The following is a 24381-nucleotide window of genomic DNA, read 5'->3' as shown; positions in this document are numbered from 1 at the left end:
TCTTTAAATAGCATAGCCGAAGATTTAGTATACGAACTTGATTTTTACCAGATAAAACCGGCAACACCCGTTCGTGTATCCAAATCTTCGGCTGCGGAAGTTAATGGCGCTCTATTGATACGCTGTGTTCTGTCCAAGATTTAAATTCAATTCACGCTCCGTCTGCGGTATCGGGAACAGGTAACGCCCCTCGTCCGGCACGGTCATCATCTCGGTAAGCGCCAACCCGGTGCGGGCATAGTCATACCAGGCTTCGCCCTCAAACATCAGCTCGAGTCTCTTTTCACGTTGCACAACCGTTATAAAACCTTGGAGATCAAATGTACCTTCATCCGGTGTCTCCAGTCCTGCACGATCTCGTATAGCTTTATAGTACTGATACGGTTCTCCTGCCGGCGAATTGCTAACGCGTGCTTGTGCCTCTGCGTAGATGAGGTATATTTCGGAGAGACGTATCACGGGTACATTTTGCGTAGCCGGATTGTAGTTACGGTATTTACCTATATAATAACGGCCATTCTGAAAGTTTAATGTGAAGTCTCTGCGCGTATCACCATCTTCAAAGAATTTATATACTGTATCTTTCGCGAAGAACAACGCAGATCCCGTAGGATTACTTACGGTCGCCAACGGATTGGTTGCCTGTGCATCGAATTGCAATTCAAATATAGCTTCCTGACTATTCTCCGTTAGCCATATAGAGGCATAATCGCTGGTGAGCGTATCGCCTTTACTGATCACCTCTTTTGCAAAGGTAGCAGCTTGCGGATAATCGCCCTGGTATAGATATACTTTAGAAAGCAACGCTTTCGCTGCATACTGTGTGGCCCTGCCTTTGGTCTGGTCCAATGAACTATACGACGCTGGTAAACTTACGGCATCGTTCAGGTCTGCTATAATCTGAGCATATACCTGGCTTGCAGCCGTACGCGACACTTGCAAATCGCTGAGCGATGTAGAAGAAGCTGTAGGAGTTGTAATGAGCGGAACGTCTCCCCAGCTTCTTACGAGATTAAAGTATACCAATGCACGAATAAATTTAGCTTCACGAACGAATTGCGACTTCTTCTCTTCAGATATAGCACCGGTCATTTGCGGAACACTGGCGATAACATTGTTGGCAGCATTGATAGAAGAATACGAAGCTGTCCAGATGTTGAGCACCCATGGATTATCGATACGGATATCGTTCTGTTCGAAGTTTACAAACTCCGGGTAATTATATACATTTTGTACATGACCCGCGGCAAACTCAGGAATAATGATCATCGACTGACCGTAGTACGTGGATGATTCCAATGATCTATAGATCGCACGAACGGCTGACTCGGCACTGGCTTCATCAGTGAAGTATTCTTCTGCTGCAATCTGATCGATCGGTGTTTTATCGAGGAAGTCATCGCAGGCAAAAACGGATGCTCCGGCTACCAGTATGACTATATAGTGAATGATTGTTTTCATGTTATATACGCTCTATGATTCTTAAAAAGTTAGATTTATACCCCCGGTAAAGATGCGTGGCTGCGGATAACTTCCATAGTCAAATCCATATACCAGTCCCGTGTTAGCTCCTCCGGGAGAGGAACTTACTTCAGGATCATATCCACGATAGTTGGTGAATACATGTGCATTCTGGACAGTAGCATATATGCGCAGGCTTTTCAATTTCAGCTTCTCCAATACCGATGTTGGTAAAGTATAGCCGAGTGTGATGTTACGAATGCGGAAGAATGAACCGTCCTCTACAAAGCGATCCGACACAGTAGCATTGTCCAGATCTGCAGGCGTTGGTCGCGGTACGTCCGTTACATCGCCTGGATTTCTCCAGCGCCTGTTCCAATCAGCGGAACCGTTATTACTATCACCGCTTCCTGAAAGAATCGTGAAGAGATTATAGTTGAATATATCATTACCATAAGAGTATTGTCCCATGATGCTGAGATCAAAACCTTTGTATGAAAATGTATTCGTGATGCCTCCGAAGAAATCAGGATTCGGGTCACCAATGATTCTTTTATCAGAAGCAAAATCAGGAGCCCCAACTGATCCATCCGCTTTCGCAAAATCGATCATACCGGTTTGCGGATTTACACCTACCATCTTCCATCCGTAAAAAGATCCGATCGGTAAGCCTTCACGCGCAACGTTCAGGTTACCCAACCCACCATATATATCTCCTTCAGGAAGGGATACAACTTTATTACGATTGAAAGTCATGTTCAAAGATGTAGTCCAACGGAAATTCTCACCCACAAAATTTCGGGTTGTCAGTTCGAATTCAAATCCTTTATTCTGGATCTCCCCTATATTCTTGAATGCGCTCTGGAAACCTGATGAACGTGGAGTTTGTACACTAATCAGAAGATCGCTTGTATTCTTTATATAGTAGTCTGCAAGAATAGAAATCCGGTCATCGAAGAAACCAAGATCAAGGCCTACGTCAAACTGCTCCGTAGTTTCCCAGCCGAGGTTCGGATCTCCCAGGGATGACGGATAGAAACCCGGTGTATTCAGATAGTTACTGCCGGCAGAGTATAAAGTATAGCTGGCATAATTCGGAATATTCTGATTACCCGTTACACCCCAACTCGCACGCAGCTTCACATTGCTTACCGATTTAACATCTTTAAGAAAAGACTCCTGCGAGATACGCCACGCAGCAGCAAACGATGGGAATGTACCATAGCGGTTGTTCGAGCCAAAGCGTGATGAACCATCGACACGTAAATTTGCAGTTAATAAATATCGGTTCTTGAAACCATAATTTACACGTGCAAAGTATGAGGCAATCGCCCACTCCTGTACCGTTGCATTGGCTCCCGAGAGCGTTCCTCCTGCAGAGATGACTGGAATATCGTTGCTCGCAAAGTTACTTCTGCGCGCTTCCACGAAAGTATATTTAGATTCCTGGAAAGATATACCACCCAATAAATTCAATGAATGCTCTCCAAAGGTCTTATCGTATGTTAATGTATTTTCATTAATCCAGAGCTGATCTCTTGTACTGCGTGTTGCTCCTATACCTCCCTGACTTACAAATGATTTTATTCCTTTGGGCGGCATAAAGAAGTTCTCATCGATATAGCTCATATCTATACCCCACGTAGTTTTGAAGATGAGTCCTTTCGTGATCTCGTAATCAGCAGAAATATTACCCAGGATACGGAACGTCTCAGCTCTGTTTACGGGCAGTGTTAACATCGCCACCGGATTCTCACGTGCGCTGTTCACCGGATCATATGCAAACGTTCCATCGGCATTATATACCGGAACGTTCGGGGGTGTTACGATACCATTTTTAGTAGAACCTTCTTTGGAGTTCTCTTCCTGTACGCGGTTATTCAAAGCACGCGTCAGGTTTATATTGGTAGAAAGCCTGAGGCGTTCACTTTGTTTATAGTCGAGATTCACACGGCCACTGATGCGGCTGAAATCAGAATTTAAAATTATACCTTCCTGATCGTAATATCCGATGGATGTATAGTACTGCGTTTTATCAGAACCTCCTGATGCTGCAAGTTCATAGTTTTGCATCGGGGCTGTGCGAAAGATTTCATCTTGCCAATCGGTGTTAACATCTGTACGCAAAACACTTTCCGGTACTGTCGTTCCTTTATACTTATAAAAATCCTGCATGTACGATATATACTCGGTGGTATTCATCAGGTCGTACTTTCTTTCCTTAGGCATTTCAGAAACGCCCGCATAAGCATTCACGCTGATATTGGTTTCATTGGGGCGACCACGTTTTGTAGTGATCAGCACTACGCCATTCGCAGCGCGTGCACCATATATAGCTGAAGATGCTGCATCTTTCAGGATCTCAACAGATTCAATATCACTTGGATTTATAGAGGCCAGTATATTTATACCTTGTGTACCTCCTCCGAAGTTAAAATCACTTGCGCCAACAAAATTGGTATTGCTGTTTACGGGTATACCATCGACTACATATAATGGATCGGAACTGGCGTTGATAGATGTTGTGCCGCGTACACGAATATTCACACCTCCACCCGGGCTACCGGAACGTTGCGTTACCTGCACGCCACCCGCTTTACCTTGAATGGCCTGCGTTACACTTGGCAGCGGATCTTTATCAAGCATTTCAGATCCTATAGTAGAAACTGAACTGGTAAGTGTAGCACGATCGATCGTTCCATACCCGATCACAACCACTTCTTTTAATACCTGCCCACCCTCTTCGCTCAACGTGACGTCCAGAGCGCGCTTGTTGTTTACAGGAATTTCTTTTGTCTTAAGACCTACAAATGAGAAGACCAGGATATCACTCGGTGAACTAACTCCTATAGTATATTTCCCTTGCGCGTCTGTAACTGTCCCGATAGTTGTATTCTTTACCAGGACACTTACACCCGGCAACGCTGTGCTGTCATCTCCGATAACGGTACCACTCACCTTGAACTTATCAACGCCTGTGGTATCGGATGCTACGGATGTACTATCGGTGGCAACTGCAGTTGAATCCTGCGCAACGGAGGTGCTATCGGTTGGTGCAGTTTCCTGTGCCGCCGCGGTATCCTGTCGCAACAAAATATTGACGGCTTCGCGTCCGTTTACAGAGGCTATTACCCCGACATATCCTTCGCGTGAAAAAACAAGTGTATCCGTGGAAGATGCAAGCGCCAGTTGATAGCGACCCGTTGAATCGGTTACTGTGCTTCTCTCCGTATTTTGAATCAGAACTTTTACTCCCGGAAGAGGAAGTGTATCGTTTGCAGAGGCAACAAGACCTTTTACCTGAAGACTATCCGATGGAAGATTTTGAGCCTTTCCATGCACCATGATAATCAGACATAGGACACTAACGTAAAGAATTTTATTCATACTCCTACTTTGCTTTTATGATTTTACGCGTTGCATCATAAAGCATAGTACCACGTTGCAAAAAAATTAACCTATTTGTATTGGTATATATTAAAAAATCCTTTAAAACAATTACTGTCAACTGTTTTTTCGTGTTCTAACTTTTTTAAAACTGGTTTTAAAAGTGCTAAATATAGTGAGGCATTCTTCTACACAAGTGTGGTCTATTTGCAACGTTTGGGCCAGACAACAATCTACAATGAAGCATATATAGGACACTCGCGCACAAAGTGAGTACGTGATTGATCAAAGAATAATTGTACCTTTATAGCCTACTCATTAACCTGTTAAACACCTTGGTCCCACTTGCGTTCCCTGTTAAAAGAATACTTGTCATCCTGATCGCCACACTGGCCTTGTCACTCCAGGGATGTACACCTGAGAATCAAAAACCTTTACAGCACGTTCATCAATACTTTGAGAGCATCCGAAACAATGAAGCTTTGCTTACGGCTTTCTTTTCGGAAATGCCGAAAGGTGGCGACCTCCATAATCATTTCTCCGGCTCGGTATATGCCGAAACATATTGGAATTATCTGCTGCGAAAAAATCCATGGTTTGATACCGTGTCGCTTGTGTTTGAATACGACAGTATTAAGCGGATCAATAAAAAAGGAGATTACAAACGTTTTATATCGTTGCCAGAGTTGATACGCAAGAACAAACTTCCGGATATGAAGCAGCGTATACTCCAGGTGTGGTCTGTAAAAGATTACGTTGATTCAGAGATCCCTTCGCATAAACATTTTTTTGATTCGTTTGGGAAACTACCGTCCGGTGGATGGAATGAGACAGGCATTGGCTTACAAGAGTTGCAAAACCGGGCACTGCGCGAAAATGTACAATACCTGGAGCTTATGATCAAAGGTGTCCCATCGGATATAATGCCCGAGAATGCCGATCGCTATACTTCACTTCTTAAATTAAAGGAATATACAGATACGGTGGCGCTTCGTCCGGTACTGGACTCCCTTACTCAAGCATTCAGGAAAAAGCAGCTTTCAAAAGACGTTGTGAATTTTAACAGTATACTTCTGTCTGTTCACAACAAGTTTGTACCCGATAACAACGCAGTCACTATACGCTACCAGACGTATGTGAACCGGAGAGCCGAGCCTGTAAAATTCTTCAGAGACCTGCTGCTCGCATTTGAGTCCGCACAAACCAGTCCGCTGGTGGGTGGCATAAACATCTTATCACCGGAGCACGGCGATGTGTCCATGCGTGATTACAAGTTACACATGTATATGTTCCGGTACTGCAGCCAACTTTTTCCAGAGGTAAAATATTCCATGCATGCCGGTGAGCTTACGCTTGGGCTTGTTAAACCCGAAGACCTGACCTTTCACATCCATGATGCTATCTATATAGCGGGGGCTAATCGTATTGGCCACGGTGTAGATATGGCATACGAAACTGATGCCCTGACGTTACTCCAGTATATGCATGATAAAAAAATAGCTATCGAGATCAACCTCTTTAGCAATGAATTTATTTTGAAAGTAAAAGACGACAAGCATCCCATCACGCTCTATAAAAATGGGAATGTACCGATTGTTATTTCAACGGATGACGCGGGCATTTTACGAAGCAACCTGGTTCACCAATATGTATTGCTGGCGAAGCGGTATCCACAAATTTCGTATGCCGATATCCGGACTTTTATCCTAAACAGTATAGAGTATAGCTTTATTAAAGACCAGGCGTTAAAAGATGCCCTATATACCTCTGTCAAAACAAAGTTAGAATCGTTCGAAGAAAAGATCATAAAAAACACCAGGCTTCATTCCACGAAAGTGTAATACAAAAACGATCATGAATAACAGCTCCGCTATACAAGACCTGCTCAACGCTCTGCTCCTGCTTCCGGAGTATGCGTTGTGGCTTCTCTTCCTGATGGAGAATATTGTTATTACAGCCTCTGTTCTGGTAATTGGATCAGCCTTGCAAAGGAAGTACGCCAAAGTTCCGGTGAAACCCTATACCTATACTTCACGTGAGTGGCTGCTGTGTGCAGTTACTAATATATTGAATACAATAATAACCTATGCCGGGTTCTGGCTTTGGAAAAACGGATTCATTATAATTGAGATGAACGCGTCTCTATATATAATATCAGATTTCATCATTCTTTTCCTCGCCATGGATCTGCTGATGTATATATTTCATTACATGATTCACAAAACGTTTTTATACAAAGCGATGCATGGCTTGCATCACCAGGCGGTGGATCCAAAGCCAATCGATCTTTTTATACTGCACCCAATAGAAACGATCTGCTTCGGAAGTCTGTGGCTTATATTACTACTGGTATATCCTTTTAGTATCCATGCGATCATTCTATACCTCACGATAAATGTACTCTTTGGAATGCTTGGGCATCTTGGACTTGAGCCGCTACCAGACAGATTCCGTAGCAATGCTTTCCTGAAACATCTCGGCACCTCCACGTTTCATCACCAACATCATCGGGATGTACAGTATAACTTCGGATTTTATACTACACTGTGGGATCGTCTTTTCGGGACGCTGCAGCGTTCCGATTAAATATATACTTATTATCCCTGGTACGGCCCCTTCGTTTCACCCCACCCCCATGCAGGCATAGGTTCATCGGCCTTCACCGGGTTCTCTGCTATATTTGAATTGATAACGGCAATGCGACTGCCCCACTCAAGATATCCGACGAAGGAAGATCGAAACTCAGGATCATCGGGCAACCCGACTTCATCGGCTGTTTCCAGTAACAATGCGATCCATCGCTTTCGTTGTACATCACTAAGATTTTTACTTATATGATGTCCTACCATTGTCGCGTGACTTCCGCTATCATTTTTACTATATAGCTCAGGACCACCAAAAACTTCTGAAACAAAGTGCGCTACATGTGTTGCATGCTTTGGCGACATATTCTTGAAGACTTGTGATAGCATTTCATCGTCCGCTACCTTCCGATAAAACGTTGTGAATAATTTCTCGAATGCTTCGCGGCCACCGGCCCATTCAAAAAGTGTTGGAACAGGTTTGTTCAGCTTTTCTTCCATGTTGTCGTTGTGCTTTGGTAATGCTTCATTTCTTCGATGGCATTGTAAAATGGTCTTACCAAATTAAAAAAAGATTTGAACTCCTGACTATTCCTGAATTTCTGAAGATGATCATCCATGGACGTCCAATGAATCCTTACAATATAATGTTGTGGTTCTTCAACACCATGAATGATTTCGTAGCCGGAACAATATGGAGATGCTTTTAAAAACTCTCCTGCTTTTGCATAGGCTGTTTCAAAATTCGCTTTCTGGTCAGCAGAAATTTTATACCGGATAATTTCGATTGATTCATCTTTCGTCATGCCATTACTGTTTTGTGAAAATGAGTTCCAACTGATCATTGTCAACGCGAGGATGCATAATATTTTCATAGCTTTGTTTTTAGCAAATGTGTCGCGTACGATTTCAGAAGTCAATACCTTACCAATAAGTAAGCCCATTTATGATACAACTTCATGAGAGAACATATACCTGTCCGGTAGACGTAACGTTGGGTCTGGTAGGCGGAAAATGGAAAATCCTTATTCTTTCACACCTTCATCAATTCCATCGTAAAGGGTTTAGCGAGATCCGGAATAATTTACCAGGAGTCTCTGAAAAAATGTTGATGCAACAACTGAAAGAACTCCAGCGCGACAACCTGATCGACAAAGAAGTGCTTTCTCAAAAACCATATAGGGTAGAATATTTCCTTACAGATCAAGGCAAAACATTATCGCCTATGTTTGATTTCATGAGTACCTGGGGAATCGATTATCTCAAAAAAAATAATATAGATTATCTGAAGGATCAGAGCCTGTATAAATAATTATAACATCTATACCTTAAAACCGCCAGGTGATCTCCGGGACCACCACAAAACTTCTGGTTAGCCCATCCGGACGTACATCACGAACAATGAATGGTATACCCGCAGAAAGACCCATCGATAGCTGCTCCGTTATTTTCCATGTTGCCATGCCGGTAACATTTAACGTTACACCCGCTGAACCTTGAATGGCAATCGGGTTATCACTTACACCGGCATCTATATAGGTATCTTCTCCAAGGTGATATATACCCAGGGCACCACCCGTAACCGACAATCGCTTTGTTACCGGAAGTCGATAAGAGACACGTAACAAAACATCGCCTTTGCGATCAAAATGTCTTGAAGGCGGATACTGGTGAGCATCAGCACTGTTCCAGGAGGCAGGCAGAAAATTATTTTGGTTAGTGCCTGATATAGGCTGTTGCCAACCGGCAGCAAATTGCCAGGTGTCATTGGTTATTGAGCCCCCTGCAATCACGTCAATTGTACCTAAACTACTTTGATATTGCATCGGCAAAGATTTACCTTCAGCATTCAGGTTTCCTGTATTCAAAGGCAGTTTCATTCCCAGTGAAAATGAAGTCCGCCAACTGGATTTTGCCGTGAGTATATATGTACCGGATAGAAAAACATCGCCGAACCCGGTGGCCTCTCCTAAATTTCCTGAAGCATAATTTGCAGTAAGCTTTGCTTGCGCGGACCACTTTGCAGAAAACTGATGGTCGTATTGTATAGCGGGTGTAAATACAAAAACATTTTCATCTCCGGTGCCAACCGGAAGAAATATACTCAGCCGCTGCTGCTGCAGGGTCGTATCTGCGGATTGCTGTTTCAGATTACCAATAGAACAAAACCCTGCATCGCTACATCCTTGTGCAAGACTAGTCTGCATCGACATTACAGATATACTGAAACAGAAAGCATACTTTAAAACGAACCGCATGGGCCTATACCTCTGTTTTGTTTTTTGTATTATTTCTTTTTGCTCATCGAAACCCAATTTTCATTGGACTTCTTAATCAAGGCTTCTTCATCTTTTAGCCAAGGTTCGAGGGAGTTAAATTTATTCCCGCTAAGGGCATGCGAAGAATTATAGAATAAGTATAGTTTACCATTCGTAATCTTGAATGTTTCAGGATTGATGTTTACTTTCTTCTTTTGTGCACCAACGGCCAACGCACAATATCCATCATACTGCGGCAAATACCGGGTGGGTTGTTTTATAAAGGCTTCCTGATTTTCAATGGTAGAGAAATAATAAATCACTGCGTTATGTGTAGTCTTTATCTTCGGATCACCAGGCGTTGCTTTACCCGACACGAAGTATGCGACTACATCATAACCTCCAATGGCGACCTTATCTTTACCGATAGGGTTCACCTGGCTATATGCAGAAGAACCCGAAAACAGGGATAAAAAAGCAATCGCTACCGTGACGGAAATGAGTTTCATATAAAAGAATTAAGAGTACGTTCGGTTGTAATGTAGTCGAAATATCATCAATCGTGTACCGTGCAGTTGTCATTTACCCGACATACAAATGGATAATCATTAAGTATAACATGAAATTTGAATCGTGTTTGTACCTACTTTTCCACGTTTTCGCCTTTACCTGGTACTACTCAGATTACATATAAATCGGTAGCGCTTCCTGTATCAGTATAACACCCGAAGAAAGGGAAGCAGGCACAAAAGTTTTAGCAATACTATATTCACAAATAGAATATACAAGCTTTCAGGTGTAAATTATAGCACATCAATCTCGGTTAATTCTTATAGTATGAGTAACGCACCAAAAAAAATTGTAGTAGTTGGCGGAGGGTTTGCCGGCCTTAATTTCATTAAACGCCTGGCGAATGATATGCGGTTTCAGATCACGCTGGTTGATAACAATAATTATCATTTTTTTCCACCATTGCTATACCAGGTCGGAATGGCTTTCATTGAACCGTCCAACATCAGCTATCCATTCCGCAGAATGTTTCAGCAAAAGAAAAATCTCCGCTTTCATTTGGGATGTCTTGTACGAATTAATACTGCCGAGAATACCATTGAGACGGAACGCGATATACTACCATACGATTATCTTGTGTTGGCGTTAGGTACGGAAACGAATTACTTCGGTATGGAGAACGTGAAGAAAAATTCGTGGACACTCAAAACGATCAACGATGCCACCAATCTGCGAAACCATTTACTGCTGAACATGGAGAAAGCAGTAAAGACTGTTGATCTGGCAGAACGCAAAAAACTTCTCAACGTAGTCATTGCCGGTGGCGGACCTACCGGTGTAGAGGTGGCGGGTATGCTGGCGGAAATGGCACACAAGATCGGCCCGAAAGAATACCCTGAAATAACAGGAGGAAGTTTTCCTATATACCTGATTGAAGCTGGTAAAGTATTGCTCGGACCGATGAGTATCAAGGCACAGGAAGAAGCAACAGCTGTCTTGAAAAAATTAGGGATCATTGTGAAACTCAATACTGCTGTTAAAGATTATGTTGACGGAAAAGTGATGCTAAGCAATGGAGAGGTTCTGGAGACAAACGCTTTGATATGGACCAGTGGTGTTATAGGCCGGGAAGTAAGAGGACTTCCTGCTGAAATATTTGGCAGAGGCCGGAGAATCATGGTTGATGAATATTGTAAAGTAAAGGGCACACAAAATATATTTGCTGTTGGCGATATAGCCCTTCACACACTCGACAAAAAATTTCCGGCTGGTCATCCACAACTCGCACAGGTAGCGATACAACAGGGAAAACTGCTGGCGGAAAATTTCGTCAGGCTATATGAAAACAATTCACCGAAAGCCTTCCTGTATAAAGATCGCGGTAGCATGGCCATCATTTCGAAATACAAAGCGGTAGCGGACCTGCCAAATGCATTTGTGAAAGGATTTTTTGCCTGGGTGGTGTGGCTATTTATACACTTGATCCCTATTGCCGGATTCAGAAATAAAGTAAAGCTTGCCTTTAGCTGGACGTGGTCGTTCATCACAGATGACCCAACCCTGCGACTCATTATCCGTCCCAGACCTGAAGAATTCACAGACCGCGAAAACAAAAAAGATAAAAATATTTACCAGGAGAATCTGGTGGAACGGTAGGCACATATGTACATCAAACTAATTATATACATCACAGATTGTGGCTGAGTTTCTATTTGTATTTTACTTGCTACAATAATATTACATCTTGTGCATCATCTATAGTATAGGAAGATACCTCTGTATATATATTTGTATTTCTTCTTGCTTACTTAATCACAATGGAATGAGTCCTAAAAATATCAGGGTAATGATAACAGGTGTTACGGGCATGGTGGGCGAAGGAGTCCTTCATAACTGTTTACATCATCCCGATGTAACACACGTGTTGGTGATTACCAGGAAGCCGTCCGGAGTGTTACACCCCAAATTAAAAGAAATTATTCACAACGATTTCTACGACCTCTCCCCGATCCGGCATGACCTGGCAGGGTATAACGCCTGCTTCTTTTGCCTTGGTGTTTCTTCGGTGGGAATGAAAGAAGCAGATTATTTTAAATTGACGTATACACTTACCATGCACGTAGCCTCCACGCTGAATGCATTAAATCCTGACATGACGTTCTGCTATATCTCCGGAGCGGGCACTGACAGCAGCGAGAAAGGGCGAAGCATGTGGGCACGTGTAAAAGGAAAAACAGAAAACGACCTGATGAAACTTCCTTTCAGGAAAGTATATGCATTTCGTCCCGGTTTCATCAAGCCAATGAAAGGTCTGACAAGAACACACGCCTTGTATAAATATATAAACTGGATGTTCCCGATAGGTCGCGCCCTATATCCTGCCGGATTTTGCACACTGGAGGAGCTTGCCCAGGCGATGATCAACATTTCAAAACAGGATTATACCAAAAAGGTAATTGAAGGCAAAGACATTATAAAACTGGCAGCGGTTGGATAGTGGTGCTATATATTTAGTTCGGTCCGAATTCCGCGAGAGGTCGCTAACCAAGTTATAAAAATCACGTTTAGATAGCATAAACGTAACCCATCATGCAAAACATAAAGATAGCCTCAGCACAATTCGAAAACAGGAGTGATGACAAAGTATATAACCTGTCGGTGATTGACCGCCTTTCACACCAGGCGGCTTTACAGGGCGCACAAATGATTGCCTTTCATGAATGCTCTATTACCGGCTATACCTTTGCAAGACATCTCTCTAAAGAACAAATGCTTGACCTGGCCGAATATATACCCGAGGGAAAAAGTGTAGCTGCATTAACGGATCTCTCCCGAAAAAACAACATCACTATTCTTGCCGGCTTGTTTGAAAAAGACAGCAATGACAATTTATACAAAGCCTATGTCTGTGTGAATCAAAATGGTTTGGTAGCAAAATTCAGGAAGCTGCATCCGTTTATCAATCCACATTTAACACCAGGCGATCAATATTGTGTTTTCGAATTATATGGATGGAAGTTCGGCATCCTCATTTGCTATGATAACAACATCATTGAAAACGTGAGGGCAACGACCTTGCTAGGCGCCAATGTGATTTTTATGCCTCATGTTACCATGTGTACACCTTCTACCAGACCAGGCGCAGGCTTCGTTGACCCTGCTCTTTGGAAAAACCGTGAAGCCGATCCTACTTCTTTACGACTTGAGTTCGACAGCATGAAAGGAAGAGGCTGGCTCATGAAATGGTTGCCTGCGAGAGCGTACGACAATGCGATCTATGCTATATTTTCTAATCCCATTGGCATGGATGACGACCAACTAAAAAATGGTTGCTCGATGATCATCGATCCTTTCGGAGATATACTGGCAGAGTGTCGCACCCTCGGTGATGATTTTGTTATTGCAACGCTCACGCCTGAAAAGCTCACGCAAGCTGGCGGACAACGGTATATCAAAGCAAGGCGTCCGGATCTTTACAAAGATATTCTCGGACAAGATCATCACTCCGAGCAAAAAGTGGTTTGGCTCGAAATGAAATAAAGAACGTTCTCTCACACGACTTGACAGTAAAACAGAGAATTATCAGGAGGATGTGTCTGAACATTTTTTCGGTATCAAGCTTTGCTTATTTTTGCAGCACTTGATATCCATGGCTCCGTATTTCAATGGATAGAATTTCAGATTCCGATTCTGAAGATGCAGGTTCGATTCCTGCCGGGGCCACAAAAATAAACTGATTATCAACTAGTTAGTATTTTGTTGTGGCAATGTTGTGGCAATTTTATGATTATCTCCTTACCTTGGGATTGATAATCAGTTGCCTTTATGTACCAGTACACGCAAGTCCAATTTGTAAAACGGAAAGACTATTATGATGTAATAGTCTATTATTCTCGTAATGGAGAGAAGTTTAGGCCCTCCACGGGTGTCAAAGTTCTCCACAAGCACCTCACGGCAAAGGGTTCTATTTCATCCGCACATCCTGATCTGGAGAATGATCTTAAAAGAATTAAAGAGGTTCAGGATAAAGTGGAACAGCTTGTTTCAAATTATAAGAATAAGTATGAAGAGAAGCCACCAGTTTCCTGGCTTGAAAAAGAATTCGATAAGCCTATTCAGGATACGCGGAAAGACCTGCAAAATATACTTGGATACTGGCAGCTATACATAGAGGATAAAAAGCTTGTGGTTCGAAATGAGAAGACCATTGGACGAATCAATAATGTAAAGCATACCCTTACCAAGTTTCAGGAAAAGAAAAACCATGCACTTACCTTTGACGTGCTTGATCAAAAATTCTTCAATGATCTTGTTGACTACATGATTAGTGAACATGAACATTCTCGCGGTAAGCAACAAAGTAACGAAGAGTCTGGAATCATACCCATAATAGGCCTGAACAACGACACTACCATTAAAAGACTAAAGGATTTTACCGAATATTTAAAGTACTGTGTTTTGGAACAAGACGTAAGTATAAATCTTGAAAAAGTTAAAAAGTATATCAAGCTGGCCAAACATAAACTGGAAGTAAGGCCCATGAGTAAAAGCCAGAAATGGGAGCTCACATTTACCATTGATGAAATTCAGTTTGCAGTAAATCTGGATTATCATCAACCTGAGTATTGGCAGGCGTTAAGCGCGAATCAAAAAAAGTACCTTGATATATTTATCTTCATGTGCTTGCAAGGCACAGCCCCTATTGATACGAAAGATATTAAGAGAAGTGACATAAAGAACGGAAAGATAGTTAAGGAGAGAAGTAAATCAGGTAATGAGTTTAAAGTAGAATTAGACCCAATTTCTGAGAAAATACTTGAACGTTATGATTACGAACTGAATTTTACCGAGCAAGCGGCCAACGATGAATTGAAGAAAATATTTGTTACTGTTTTAGAGTACTATAGGAAGTATTACGAAGAAACTAATGATGACATCTATGAAATAATCTGTACTCAAAAAATAAAGAAAGGTGATCAGGAATTTTTTAAGATTCAGCACAAAGGACTGTTTGTCGAGCTAATGACCGGACGAAGATCATTCCTTACTAACCTGGGAGAGAAAGCAGATCAGCTTGGATTAAAGGCAGCGATGGATAAAGCCGGTCACACCGTTGTCTCCACTACATTGGGCTATATACACGATAGACAACAAGTAAAAAAGTCAAAGGACAGTTTGTTTGGCATTCATAAGTTAGAAAAGAGTAAAGGTTAATTATAGATGGATTGATTTTTTTTACAAAGCCAGATAGAAATATACTTTGAGTATTCCATTCAAATGGATGGGAAAATATATTCTATATTTTCCCAAAAATATCCAAGCCAATACCTAATGCGATGCCCCAATAAGCTTTCTTGTTGTAATTCCATTGTTTGACATTGTCGGTTAATCCAAAATCAATGCCATAAAATACACCGGCCTGTATACCACGTATGTTTGTTGTTATTCCTGGAGCGATGAAGAAAGCCAAGCCATCTTCTTCATTTTTTATAGGTTCCTCCGAAAGGCTTGTGGAAGTCTCATTTAATGTCACTTTCGAAAAACCTGCGCCTATTCCAAATGACAATCCCTTTACATTTTTCTTTGCTTCAATTCTTCGATTGCGGAATGTCTCCCAGTTGAAATTATAGGAGAATGAAACCCCGGCTTTAAGATCAGTAGTTACCTTACTGTCAATGGTGTCGTTTAATGATTTTCTTATAGCGAATGGAATCGTAATGGCAGACCACTTCCAGTAGGTTCGCCATAGCCGGACATAACTATTTGGTTGGATTTTAATATAGCATGTAGCGTTTAGCGCTGTATTATCGCAATCTGAGAAAGTCCAAGGATCTAAATATAGCTTGTCAGGAGCGTCATTGGTGTGTTTAACTTCACCAGCTTTCCATCTGTTGCCGGGTATACGCACAACTACTTCCTCATTGACCAATATAATTGAGTCTTTAATCAATTGTCGTTGTACGGTGATGTTTCCTATGGTTTCAGTTATCGTACTTCCCCTTTTAACTGTCACTCTTTTTGTTTGTCGTGTATAGTAGACGGTATCCTGATTTTTACGGTATGATCTTATGTGGTATACATTTGTTCCAATCTCTTGCTGTGCCATTGCCGGTAATGCTATGAGTAGCAGGAACACTGTTGAGAGGACATGTTTTCTTGTTATTGTGTTCATATAATTTTTGGTTAGGATAAAATACTATAACAACTCATCACATAGTGAGTATAAAACAACAATATCCTAACCTGGCTAACTGGTTTACTTTTCAGTAACTGAATGGGCAATGTGAATATAGGGAATATTTTAAATAATGAACAACGGTAAAGTCTATTTATTTATCAAACCTGAAACAGTGGAAAATGAGAAATGCTGGGGATTGCCACTTTCTGATAAGTAGTAGTAATTTTTATCCACACGAGCCGACCAGTCATAATTATTAGTTTTCATATTTTAAAATTGAATTTCTTCCTTTTGTTCTTTAATTGAAATTCTCGAACAGCTTCCTTACTGATTCGTTTGATTCCGCCAATAGCTGTTGTTTGAAGTCCATCTAAAACCCAATTTGAAATTGTTCGAACACTTACCCGGTATATATTTGCAATCTCTTGTTTAGTATAGTATATACTGTTTTCTATTGCCGGACTGCCAATTAGAAAGTTCTGTTTAACAAATAGAGACAATGAAAGTATATGATTTTGCAATGAACCAATGAGTCCATCCAACTCTTGTAATGCAATCTTTGAATCAGCCTTCCTTGTTAGGAAGTTCTTTATGTATTGTTCGAATACGGGTAGACTTAACCATTTGGTTGATTGAAGTAATTCTTCGATTCTATTCAGCTCTTTCTGTTCCATCGTGTATCTTTTTACTTTCAAGTTTTTCTTTTGGTATTGAACAGCACCGGCCCCAGATTCTCGGTGATCTTTTCGAGTGAACGACCACAAACATATCCACCCACACCAAGCTCCATCAAATCCCAGATATGTGCGTCTAAAACTGGTGGCGTGATATTAAAGAACGGAACCAACACGTAGTTTGAAAAGATTATAAACATGCACATGCACATAAGCATTGGACGCCAGTTCCGTTGTAACCAGCTTTCCCCTTTTGTTTCGCTTTGTACAATCGCAGATTTACTTTCGAGTAGTTTACCTTCGTAGTCAATACAAGCTCCTTCCATTTTCATCAGAAGCTCTTTATACTTTAATTGTAGCTCCAGTTTTTCATCGGACTTATCGATTCGATCAATCGCATTGCCGATAGAGTCTACTGTTTCCTTTACACCGGCACCGAGAATTTTTGACAAAAATCCTCCCAAGCCCGGCCCTTTGCCTGCTGCATTTGTTTCCATAGATATATAGTTTGTTAAGAGTGTTTCTTTCTGTTTAGTAATGACTTTCACCCGTAGTCATTGAATCGTTAATTAGTGGATATGCCTTTGGTTCAATGCTCGGTTGTTGAGGCTCGCTCCATTGCATACCAAACTGCTCAAAGAAATTTAGTACACTCTTAGGTGCATATCGGTTCTTGGTTACAGTGACTGTACCTTTGTTTACTTCGCCAACAACTTCCGCTAAATGTTCCCAATCTTTACCACCCCTGAAATCACCTGCCTTCGTGCTTTGAAGAATGAAGATGAAAGCTTTATTGGGATGCTCTTTTCGGATAGCCTGGTATTCACCAATCTTTAGTTTAAGATCATTGACTGAATCCAGAATAATAAAGTCGTACATGGACAAATCCGGATCATTCAGATTCTCAGCAAAGTGCAACCTTGACGGACGAGGGTTCAAAAACTCGTTTACCTTCTGTGTCATGGTGGGTGAAGCAAATTCTTCAGAAGACACATATAGTACATTTCCGAAAGTCTCAGCCAGATATTGTGCGAACTTCAATAGCAGTATAGTCTTTCCGTTGTGGGGCCCACCGTGTAACATCATGGTAAAGTTCTTGCCGAGGTTACCAAACAAGGATAGCCAGAAGGAAGTGAAGCGTAACAAGTCAAGTTTGCGCGTTGCCATTTCCTCAGCAGTGAGTACTCCGCTGAGTCCCCGGTTATGCGAGCAGGTTCCTTTACCGCGAGAATCTGAAAAAGTTTTCTTTTTGCATTCCTGTAGTATTCCTTTCTTTTTAAGTTTTAGTGCCTGAGGTCGTTTCATGCGGTATATACTTCCAAGTTCTTTTTTACAGGTACACGATTTTACTATTCCTGCCAGCCCGTTGAGTTCCGATTTGGTGATAGTGAACGTTTCATTATTCTTGCTCTTTCGCAACGTGCTATATATAGCTTTGACTTTATCCGCATAGGGGTCATCGTCTATGATTTTACTATCGAGTGCTTTCTCAATTTGACGAACGAATCTTTCGCGTAAGCTATCGTCCATAGGTTTACCCTGCATACCTATATATCGTTTGATGATATTTAGAGAGGGATAAACTGTTTCTCCGCCTGCAATGGCTACAAATTTGATCAGTTCATCTTCGCTAATCTTCATGCCCGTGTCTCCTTTCATTTTCTTATATATGGTAATTAGTCTTTCCTGTATAAGTTCGATTTGCGCTGCAAAGGGAGACGTTTTACGGATGATCTTTTGAACAATAGATCGCTGCAAAGATTTAATCAAAGAAAGGATACTCTGCGGTGATTTTACTTTGTTATGTAGACCTACAAACCGTTTAATGAATTTAACTTCCTCGCTTATGCGTGCTACATTTTTTGCATATGGTTTCTCCTTTTGCACTTTGCGTTCTTTCTTCTTAGCTTTTTTTTCTTTGTGCGCCTTTGGTTTGGCAGGTCCTTTACTCGCAGGCTTCGGCATTAGTGTTCCTATAAAATCCTCTACTTTCCGAAAGTATAAATCAATAATCCTTTGTATCGTTTCGCTGCCCCTATAGTTGTCCCAAGACGTTCCGTTGCCGGTAACTCTCTCCACATATTCATGTCCCTTTAATAATGTTTCTGGCAACGTATTAATGCCAATGCTTTCTATTTTTGAAAAGTAATTATTCGCGTTTATCATTATGCTGCAAAGTTTAATAGTTCTAATTCAAGCTCTAATGCCAACGCTTCAAGCTCCAGTGTATCTATAGTTATAGATTTATTCTTCGGTTGAATAGCAGTTCCAGGTTTTTGCTGTGCCTGTACCATACGTTTTGGTATATCATTTCTGATGAGTTCATATTGTGTCGGTTTAAGTGAAAGGCTATCGTTTAATTTCTCTTGCAGGACTTCAACGAACCGATCAATTCTATCTACTTCCAGTAAGGCTGTCATTTTATCCGACACTTTCTCAAAGTTGTTTTTATTGACAAGCATGAGTATATCTGAATCGAGATATACATTACCACCTTTGGAACGGGCAGCCGCAACCATAATCTTGAAATGTCCACTTGTTCTCAGGATGGATACACCATTGCTTGTAGTGATGGCTGCACCAGTTATCAAAGAGCGAATGACCTTAATCGCCCTGAACAACGGAACAATGGTCTCTTGCTTTTTACCTTCCTCTGTTTTCCAATATTCCGGCAGAAGTATACCTTTTTTTGTTTCGCCATTGCTAGTGGTATAGTTGACAAGCTTCCCTCTATATTCACTGAATGCCTGAAGCACATTTCCCGTAACAATGTGACGGATTTTTCTATTCACCGTACTTTCCTTTATAGCGCCTTCCCACATGTCAAGCAGATCCGTGTAGTCAGGTTGTGCTATAGTACTACTCGCTCCAATGATTCCATGAATGACTTGGCTGTTGCTGGCAGGTACGACCATATACTTATTGCCATTAGCCAGTGCAAACCGCATGCGTAATGAGCTTGGCGCATAAGGATTCAGTCTTTTTTTGTCGATCATAAAACCAAGAAATATACCGGGTACAGTTCCTGCACCATTGTCAAAAGTGTTTACCGGGTAATTCAGTAATCGCCCAACAAAAAAGGATTTCATGATCCTCTCAATCAAAAACCCACGATTGGTATATAGTTTCTTAATTCTATCCTGTGAATCTATCCGAGCTTTTTCCACTTCTTTTGCCCGGCTGGCAACGGCCTGATCATAGGCATCCTGTCCGTCCTTCTGTAGTATTTTTTGAAGCTTCTTCTCGTTGGGTATTTCTGCATTGAGCTTATCATACTGTGAGACATTATCAAGTAGCTCCCGGTTAATCTCTACTTCTTGAAATGCTTTGTGTTCAGCAATCATTTCCTGCTGTAGCGTTTTCGCATCGTTACCCTGAAGTGAATCCGTTAAAAGTTTATCAATTTCTGTTTTTGTGAATGGTTTCTTTAATACGTTGGCCATGACTGTTTCCAATATACTATCATCACCAAATGCACTATAGCCACCTTTGCCCACGATCACAGGACGTAATGATATAGTCTCAGCCTGTAGGTCCATCGCTTCTACTTCCAGATCATACTCTCCCGATTGTTTCAGGTAGTCCACATGCTCACTATATCTTTCAGATATTTCGATATAGAATTTTTGCTGCATCTCCGTGGATAATACTGCTACGCGTCCTGATACTTTATGGGCAGCATCTTCCTTATCACCAGATTCAAGCGGATAGTTAAGAAGCCCGTTGATTTCAGGATTTTCATTCAGGTATTCTTCTACTACCTTGTCACCATATTTATTCAAGAAATCCGGTACGTCCAGAATTTTGGTCGAGGACTTCTGATTGGAGGTCGTGTTAGCATCCAGTGATTTTAATTTTTTCTGGAGCATCATCATCAAGCGCTTTTCTGCCGGTATAGCAGAGTTCACGTAATCATATATAGGTTTATGCAACTGTCCCGTGCGATTGATTCTACCGCGTTTCTGTACCTCTGTGCTTATGTCAAGTTCAGGCTGTAATACAATCATCACCCGTTGCTTTACTTTTTCCTTAGTTACTTTGGGTGTAACAATGGCATGTGCTGAAGCACCGGTTGAGCCGGACTGATTGATAAGCAATACATCTACTTCGTTGTTATTAAACTTTCGAAAAGCATCGTTGGTATTTTCTCGTTTGCGTGAAAGTACTAGCCCTGTGAAGCTTTTTTTCTGTGAGGGTATATATGGCTTTAGATCACTCTCAGCCACAGTCACGAACATGTCTTCTTCTTCAAGTTCTACCTCGTACTCGAAATCATAACTTCTTGAGTTATCCCGTCCCGGTATGACACTTCCTATCTTTGAAATGAATTTAATGAAGCCAACTTTTCCGGTTGAGGTTTGAATTACTTTATCCCCGTGGGTGTAATTAGATTTTCCTCCGGCTATACCGAGGCTATCATTTTCATGCGCTGCGCTGAATTGAATTTTGTATTTTCTGCCCGTGACTTCCGCAACGGTATATCCTGCGGTTTGAATTTTCTCAATGATAATATCAATGGGAGATATAGATATACCGGTTGAAGCCTCCCGGATGCGTTCACTGATCCGTTGATACTCTTGCTGCGCTTCCGCTGAAAATGTGGTAATATCAAAAGTCTCAAATACTCTTCGTCCATCTACGTCTGTTACAGTATAGCGAAGTACACCTTCCAATCCTTTTTGCAACACGATGGAAAAATCAGCCAGGATAACATCGCCATCCGATACAGGTGTACCATTCTCATTTTCCATCTGCTCAATAAAGCTTCCCATCGTAGAGGCAAAAGCAATGACAGGTTTCTTGCCTTCCTTGAGTCTTGCTATTGCCCTTTCGGCTACTGATTCTGCCTTGATCGAGAATAACATTTGATTGATAACGTTGAAGACCTTGGAGAAATACGGAAGGTTATCTACTCCGGCCTGTGAAGTTCCTTCACGAACCTCTACCTGCTTTCCCTCGGCTACGGCAAGGTCATCCATTTCTTCAACCTGCTTATCGACATAATTAGTTTGGAAGCTGATAATGTCGCGAACAATCTCGGTGATGTTATCGGCAATGGCTTTATGTTCCGCCTCCTTTTCATCAAGCGTTATATAGTTTACTTCTACTCCTTCAAAAGACCTTTCTCTGCGGATCATCTGGCCTTCGGCTACAAGCTGGCTAGCCAGTACCTCCTGTAAGGCTACGCCACCTATAGTTATAGCCTCAATTAATCCTTCACGACTAAGACTGGCATCACGTATAGAAGTCTTCATCGCATATAGCGGCATGTTGTCCGGACGTTTTGCAAAGGTTGCCGAGAGAAATACTACACCGCGGGTATGTTCAATAGCCGATTGCATAAAAGTGCCGGTGTTACCAGAGCCGGACGAATTGTGCGCTTCATCCATAATGATAATATTCTCCCTTGCTATAGCTTTTAAAAAATTCGGTTTGACAGGTTTACTGTCTGGAGAATTGAACTGTGAATAGGTAGCAACAACAAAATCATAGTTTGCCGGCACACGTTCACGCATAAAGATCTGGTTCTGTTCTGCGGGCGCTAATGCTTGATATACTACATTTCCTTCTTCATCCTTTATATCTGTTTTGCCTTCACGTCCATTGACAATGAACGGTACAAGATGTGCTGATCCGATCGCTGAAAGGTCGCGGTATATATCTGAAAACAGGTTTGCTTTCTCGGTTATGAAAATTGGTTGTACACCTTGCTCAACACCATATCGGACGATGGACGCAGCGATGCGACCTTTTCCGATACCGGTTTGATCACCTATAATCATGCCTTGCCCGCGTTCTTCGATGTTATAGATCGCCATTGCTACAGCATCGATCTGTTCTGCGGATAAAGCTTTGCAAAGCTCTGTCTTGGTCTTATAGTTTAACCTTTCGCGAACGTATTCATCCATATCGCCACCGACAGCTTCTTTTATTCTTTTCAGCGCAGCATGCGTTTCATAGCCCATTGAATCCGGCACAACCGTATCGAGTACAAAACAACTTTCAGAAGCAGGTGTATACGGCATGCCTAGTTCTGAGCCATTAACATCTGTATACCCCACTACCCAATCTATATAGGCGCGTGCAGTTTCAATGGTATTCGTCTCCGGTATAAATCGCCTGCTTCCGCTTGTTGAACTGGTATTCACATGAGCAACTGCAAAAAGAGAATGGTGCCGCGGATTATGAACATAGATAAGCGAGTCTCTTTCCTTTACCCTGCGAACAATATTATATCCTTTATACTCTTGAATGATCCAATACTGCTGACCGAGTATAACGATAACCTTGTGGTTAGCGGTGCTTCCTAAGTCATCGCCTGTTAATAGCGCTTCTAGTTCGCGCGCTTCTGCTTCTAAATCATTCATGCGAATTAATTTTCTTGGTTCTACCTGCTCTATTACTCGCTCATAGAGCGCTTCAAAAGAATCGACAACTTTATCACGCTCTTTATCAGCAATAGGAGCGGCTCCCGTGGGAATTGCCTTACGTCCATTAATAAGTATAAGACGAGTATTAAAAGATGTCCCTTGCCTTGAGTATAGCTCGCGTCCGTTGATGTTGAGTAAATCAGACACATGGTAGCGGCTATAGATATAGTTAAAGAAGAAACGCCACTCGCCCTTCTGAAATCTTCCCTTTTTGTCGTAACGGTTATGCCCTCCTATAATGATGGCAGCCTTACCATTATCTTTCATGGTATCAAGGGCACGTAACGCCATCAGGTGATCCAGTGTCTTTATCCGGAATCCTTCATAGTTTACTTCTGCGTGAATACCAAACGGAGGATTGGTAATTACCGAATCAAATTTCTTTTCAAATCCCTTAAAGGGTAATGTGGCGTCTTGATTTAAAACTTCACTATATCCCTGATCTAGCAAATTTGATCTTCGTATAGGATCAATTTCGTTTACAGTTACCCTTGACGGGTGTGCAGCGACCGTTAATAATCCGTTTCCGGCAGAAGGTTCAAAGACAGATATAGCTTCATTCGCATTTACAAATATGCCTGCAAGAAAAGATATAGGTGCCGGTGTACTATATTGTTGTAGCAGCACACTCTGGCTGGTTCGATGGGATAGCGTTACTTGACTCTCGTATAGTTTTACAATGCTCCAGTATTTTTCTTCAACAGATTCTTGAGATTGCGCTATACTTCGAGCTTTCAGTACTATGGCCAGTTCGGTATACTCCTTTACATGCGTCTTATCGTCGATGCCGTAAGAGGCCGCTATCTTTTCAATAGAGGTTTTTGTATCCCGGACACCTGTACGAAGATTCTCCCATACATGGCGAATAAATTTGCCCTTATCGTTTTCTGCTGTTAGCAT

General features: G+C 41.7%; 18 protein-coding genes and 1 tRNA gene. 8 read left to right on the top strand and 11 right to left on the bottom strand.

Going from position 1 to position 24381, the window contains the following annotated elements; genetic code table 11:
• Positions 1-111: 111 nt before the first annotated feature.
• Positions 112-1461, bottom strand: coding sequence for a RagB/SusD family nutrient uptake outer membrane protein (locus B5Y40_RS04400; RefSeq protein WP_079685481.1), 1350 nt, complete (start codon positions 1459-1461; stop codon positions 112-114).
• A 21-nt stretch (positions 1462-1482) separates the two neighbouring features.
• A complete protein-coding gene (locus tag B5Y40_RS04395; RefSeq protein WP_143785609.1) occupies positions 1483-4848 on the bottom strand; it encodes a SusC/RagA family TonB-linked outer membrane protein in 3366 nt (1121 codons plus the stop codon).
• Between the two features lie 335 nt (positions 4849-5183).
• Between B5Y40_RS04395 and B5Y40_RS04390 the strand changes: the two genes are divergently transcribed.
• Together B5Y40_RS04390 and B5Y40_RS04385 are read left to right on the top strand one after the other, a co-directional pair.
• On the top strand, positions 5184-6689 hold the full coding sequence (locus tag B5Y40_RS04390) for an amidohydrolase family protein (protein WP_079685479.1): 1506 nt from the start codon (positions 5184-5186) through the stop codon (positions 6687-6689).
• A gap of 13 nt (positions 6690-6702) precedes the next feature.
• Positions 6703-7434, top strand: a complete 732-nt coding sequence (locus B5Y40_RS04385; RefSeq protein WP_079685478.1) for a sterol desaturase family protein — start codon at positions 6703-6705, stop codon at positions 7432-7434.
• Between the two features lie 11 nt (positions 7435-7445).
• Here B5Y40_RS04385 and B5Y40_RS04380 read toward each other — a convergent pair whose 3' ends face one another.
• Together B5Y40_RS04380 and B5Y40_RS04375 are read right to left on the bottom strand one after the other, a co-directional pair.
• Complete coding sequence (locus tag B5Y40_RS04380) at positions 7446-7931, bottom strand: group II truncated hemoglobin (RefSeq protein ID WP_079685477.1); 486 nt, start codon at positions 7929-7931, stop codon at positions 7446-7448.
• The gene (locus B5Y40_RS04375) at positions 7916-8305 is read right to left on the bottom strand and encodes an antibiotic biosynthesis monooxygenase family protein (protein WP_221408869.1); all 390 of its coding nucleotides are present in this window, start codon (positions 8303-8305) and stop codon (positions 7916-7918) included. Before B5Y40_RS04375 ends, B5Y40_RS04380 begins: the two co-directional genes overlap by 16 nt.
• Before the next feature lie 71 nt (positions 8306-8376).
• Between B5Y40_RS04375 and B5Y40_RS04370 the strand changes: the two genes are divergently transcribed.
• The gene (locus B5Y40_RS04370) at positions 8377-8742 is read left to right on the top strand and encodes a winged helix-turn-helix transcriptional regulator (protein WP_079685476.1); all 366 of its coding nucleotides are present in this window, start codon (positions 8377-8379) and stop codon (positions 8740-8742) included.
• 16 nt (positions 8743-8758) lie between these two features.
• On the opposite strand, the gene B5Y40_RS04365 is transcribed toward B5Y40_RS04370, so the two are convergent.
• Together B5Y40_RS04365 and B5Y40_RS04360 are read right to left on the bottom strand one after the other, a co-directional pair.
• Positions 8759-9688, bottom strand: a complete 930-nt coding sequence (locus B5Y40_RS04365; protein ID WP_143785608.1) for a hypothetical protein — start codon at positions 9686-9688, stop codon at positions 8759-8761.
• A 29-nt stretch (positions 9689-9717) separates the two neighbouring features.
• Positions 9718-10197, bottom strand: coding sequence for a YHS domain-containing (seleno)protein (locus B5Y40_RS04360; RefSeq protein ID WP_079685474.1), 480 nt, complete (start codon positions 10195-10197; stop codon positions 9718-9720).
• A gap of 328 nt (positions 10198-10525) precedes the next feature.
• On the opposite strand from B5Y40_RS04360, the gene B5Y40_RS04355 reads away from it, so the two are divergent.
• The 5 genes from B5Y40_RS04355 (at position 10526) to B5Y40_RS04335 (ending at position 15412) form a co-directional block, all read left to right on the top strand.
• A complete protein-coding gene (locus B5Y40_RS04355; RefSeq protein ID WP_079685473.1) occupies positions 10526-11854 on the top strand; it encodes an NAD(P)/FAD-dependent oxidoreductase in 1329 nt (442 codons plus the stop codon).
• Positions 11855-12020: 166 nt separating this feature from the next.
• On the top strand, positions 12021-12695 hold the full coding sequence (locus B5Y40_RS04350) for a Rossmann-fold NAD(P)-binding domain-containing protein (protein WP_079685472.1): 675 nt from the start codon (positions 12021-12023) through the stop codon (positions 12693-12695).
• Positions 12696-12787: 92 nt separating this feature from the next.
• Positions 12788-13738, top strand: coding sequence for a nitrilase family protein (locus B5Y40_RS04345; protein WP_079685471.1), 951 nt, complete (start codon positions 12788-12790; stop codon positions 13736-13738).
• A gap of 111 nt (positions 13739-13849) precedes the next feature.
• Positions 13850-13921 (top strand) — tRNA-Arg (locus B5Y40_RS04340).
• A gap of 102 nt (positions 13922-14023) precedes the next feature.
• Entirely contained in the window at positions 14024-15412 is a 1389-nt protein-coding gene (locus B5Y40_RS04335) for a phage integrase SAM-like domain-containing protein (RefSeq protein ID WP_079685470.1), read from the top strand.
• An 82-nt stretch (positions 15413-15494) separates the two neighbouring features.
• On the opposite strand, the gene B5Y40_RS04330 is transcribed toward B5Y40_RS04335, so the two are convergent.
• The 5 genes from B5Y40_RS04330 to B5Y40_RS04310 all read right to left on the bottom strand — a co-directional run bounded on the left by B5Y40_RS04330 (position 15495) and on the right by B5Y40_RS04310 (position 24381).
• Positions 15495-16370 (bottom strand): hypothetical protein, encoded by an 876-nt coding sequence (locus tag B5Y40_RS04330; RefSeq protein ID WP_079685469.1) that lies wholly within the window; start codon positions 16368-16370, stop codon positions 15495-15497.
• Between the two features lie 269 nt (positions 16371-16639).
• The gene (locus B5Y40_RS04325; RefSeq protein WP_079685468.1) at positions 16640-17050 is read right to left on the bottom strand and encodes a helix-turn-helix domain-containing protein; all 411 of its coding nucleotides are present in this window, start codon (positions 17048-17050) and stop codon (positions 16640-16642) included.
• Positions 17051-17067: 17 nt separating this feature from the next.
• Positions 17068-17547: a 3TM-type holin gene (locus tag B5Y40_RS04320; protein ID WP_143785607.1), complete on the bottom strand. Its 480-nt coding sequence runs from the start codon at positions 17545-17547 to the stop codon at positions 17068-17070.
• A gap of 34 nt (positions 17548-17581) precedes the next feature.
• The gene (locus tag B5Y40_RS04315; RefSeq protein ID WP_079685466.1) at positions 17582-19216 is read right to left on the bottom strand and encodes an AAA family ATPase; all 1635 of its coding nucleotides are present in this window, start codon (positions 19214-19216) and stop codon (positions 17582-17584) included.
• Entirely contained in the window at positions 19216-24381 is a 5166-nt protein-coding gene (locus B5Y40_RS04310) for a strawberry notch-like NTP hydrolase domain-containing protein (RefSeq protein WP_079685465.1), read from the bottom strand. Before B5Y40_RS04310 ends, B5Y40_RS04315 begins: the two co-directional genes overlap by 1 nt.

Origin of the sequence: Ohtaekwangia koreensis (genome assembly GCF_900167975.1) — a bacterium.
GTDB lineage: Bacteria > Bacteroidota > Bacteroidia > Cytophagales > Cyclobacteriaceae > Ohtaekwangia > Ohtaekwangia koreensis.
Note: the sequence above shows the minus strand (reverse complement) of the source record. Positions and strands in the feature narration are given on the sequence as shown.

What these genes read in the sequence shown, in the direction of transcription:
- B5Y40_RS04400 (WP_079685481.1), bottom strand. Translation starts at nt 1,461, where the DNA reads ATGAAAACAATCATTCACTATATAGTCATACTGGTAGCCGGAGCATCC.
- B5Y40_RS04395 (WP_143785609.1), bottom strand. Translation starts at nt 4,848, where the DNA reads ATGAATAAAATTCTTTACGTTAGTGTCCTATGTCTGATTATCATGGTG.
- B5Y40_RS04385 (WP_079685478.1), top strand. Translation starts at nt 6,703, where the DNA reads ATGAATAACAGCTCCGCTATACAAGACCTGCTCAACGCTCTGCTCCTG.
- B5Y40_RS04380 (WP_079685477.1), bottom strand. Translation starts at nt 7,931, where the DNA reads ATGGAAGAAAAGCTGAACAAACCTGTTCCAACACTTTTTGAATGGGCC.
- B5Y40_RS04375 (WP_221408869.1), bottom strand. Translation starts at nt 8,305, where the DNA reads ATGAAAATATTATGCATCCTCGCGTTGACAATGATCAGTTGGAACTCA.
- B5Y40_RS04370 (WP_079685476.1), top strand. Translation starts at nt 8,377, where the DNA reads ATGATACAACTTCATGAGAGAACATATACCTGTCCGGTAGACGTAACG.
- B5Y40_RS04365 (WP_143785608.1), bottom strand. Translation starts at nt 9,688, where the DNA reads ATGCGGTTCGTTTTAAAGTATGCTTTCTGTTTCAGTATATCTGTAATG.
- B5Y40_RS04360 (WP_079685474.1), bottom strand. Translation starts at nt 10,197, where the DNA reads ATGAAACTCATTTCCGTCACGGTAGCGATTGCTTTTTTATCCCTGTTT.
- B5Y40_RS04355 (WP_079685473.1), top strand. Translation starts at nt 10,526, where the DNA reads ATGAGTAACGCACCAAAAAAAATTGTAGTAGTTGGCGGAGGGTTTGCC.
- B5Y40_RS04350 (WP_079685472.1), top strand. Translation starts at nt 12,021, where the DNA reads ATGAGTCCTAAAAATATCAGGGTAATGATAACAGGTGTTACGGGCATG.
- B5Y40_RS04345 (WP_079685471.1), top strand. Translation starts at nt 12,788, where the DNA reads ATGCAAAACATAAAGATAGCCTCAGCACAATTCGAAAACAGGAGTGAT.
- B5Y40_RS04335 (WP_079685470.1), top strand. Translation starts at nt 14,024, where the DNA reads ATGTACCAGTACACGCAAGTCCAATTTGTAAAACGGAAAGACTATTAT.
- B5Y40_RS04330 (WP_079685469.1), bottom strand. Translation starts at nt 16,370, where the DNA reads ATGAACACAATAACAAGAAAACATGTCCTCTCAACAGTGTTCCTGCTA.
- B5Y40_RS04325 (WP_079685468.1), bottom strand. Translation starts at nt 17,050, where the DNA reads ATGGAACAGAAAGAGCTGAATAGAATCGAAGAATTACTTCAATCAACC.
- B5Y40_RS04320 (WP_143785607.1), bottom strand. Translation starts at nt 17,547, where the DNA reads ATGGAAACAAATGCAGCAGGCAAAGGGCCGGGCTTGGGAGGATTTTTG.
- B5Y40_RS04315 (WP_079685466.1), bottom strand. Translation starts at nt 19,216, where the DNA reads ATGATAAACGCGAATAATTACTTTTCAAAAATAGAAAGCATTGGCATT.
- B5Y40_RS04310 (WP_079685465.1), bottom strand. Translation starts at nt 24,381, where the DNA reads ATGCTAACAGCAGAAAACGATAAGGGCAAATTTATTCGCCATGTATGG.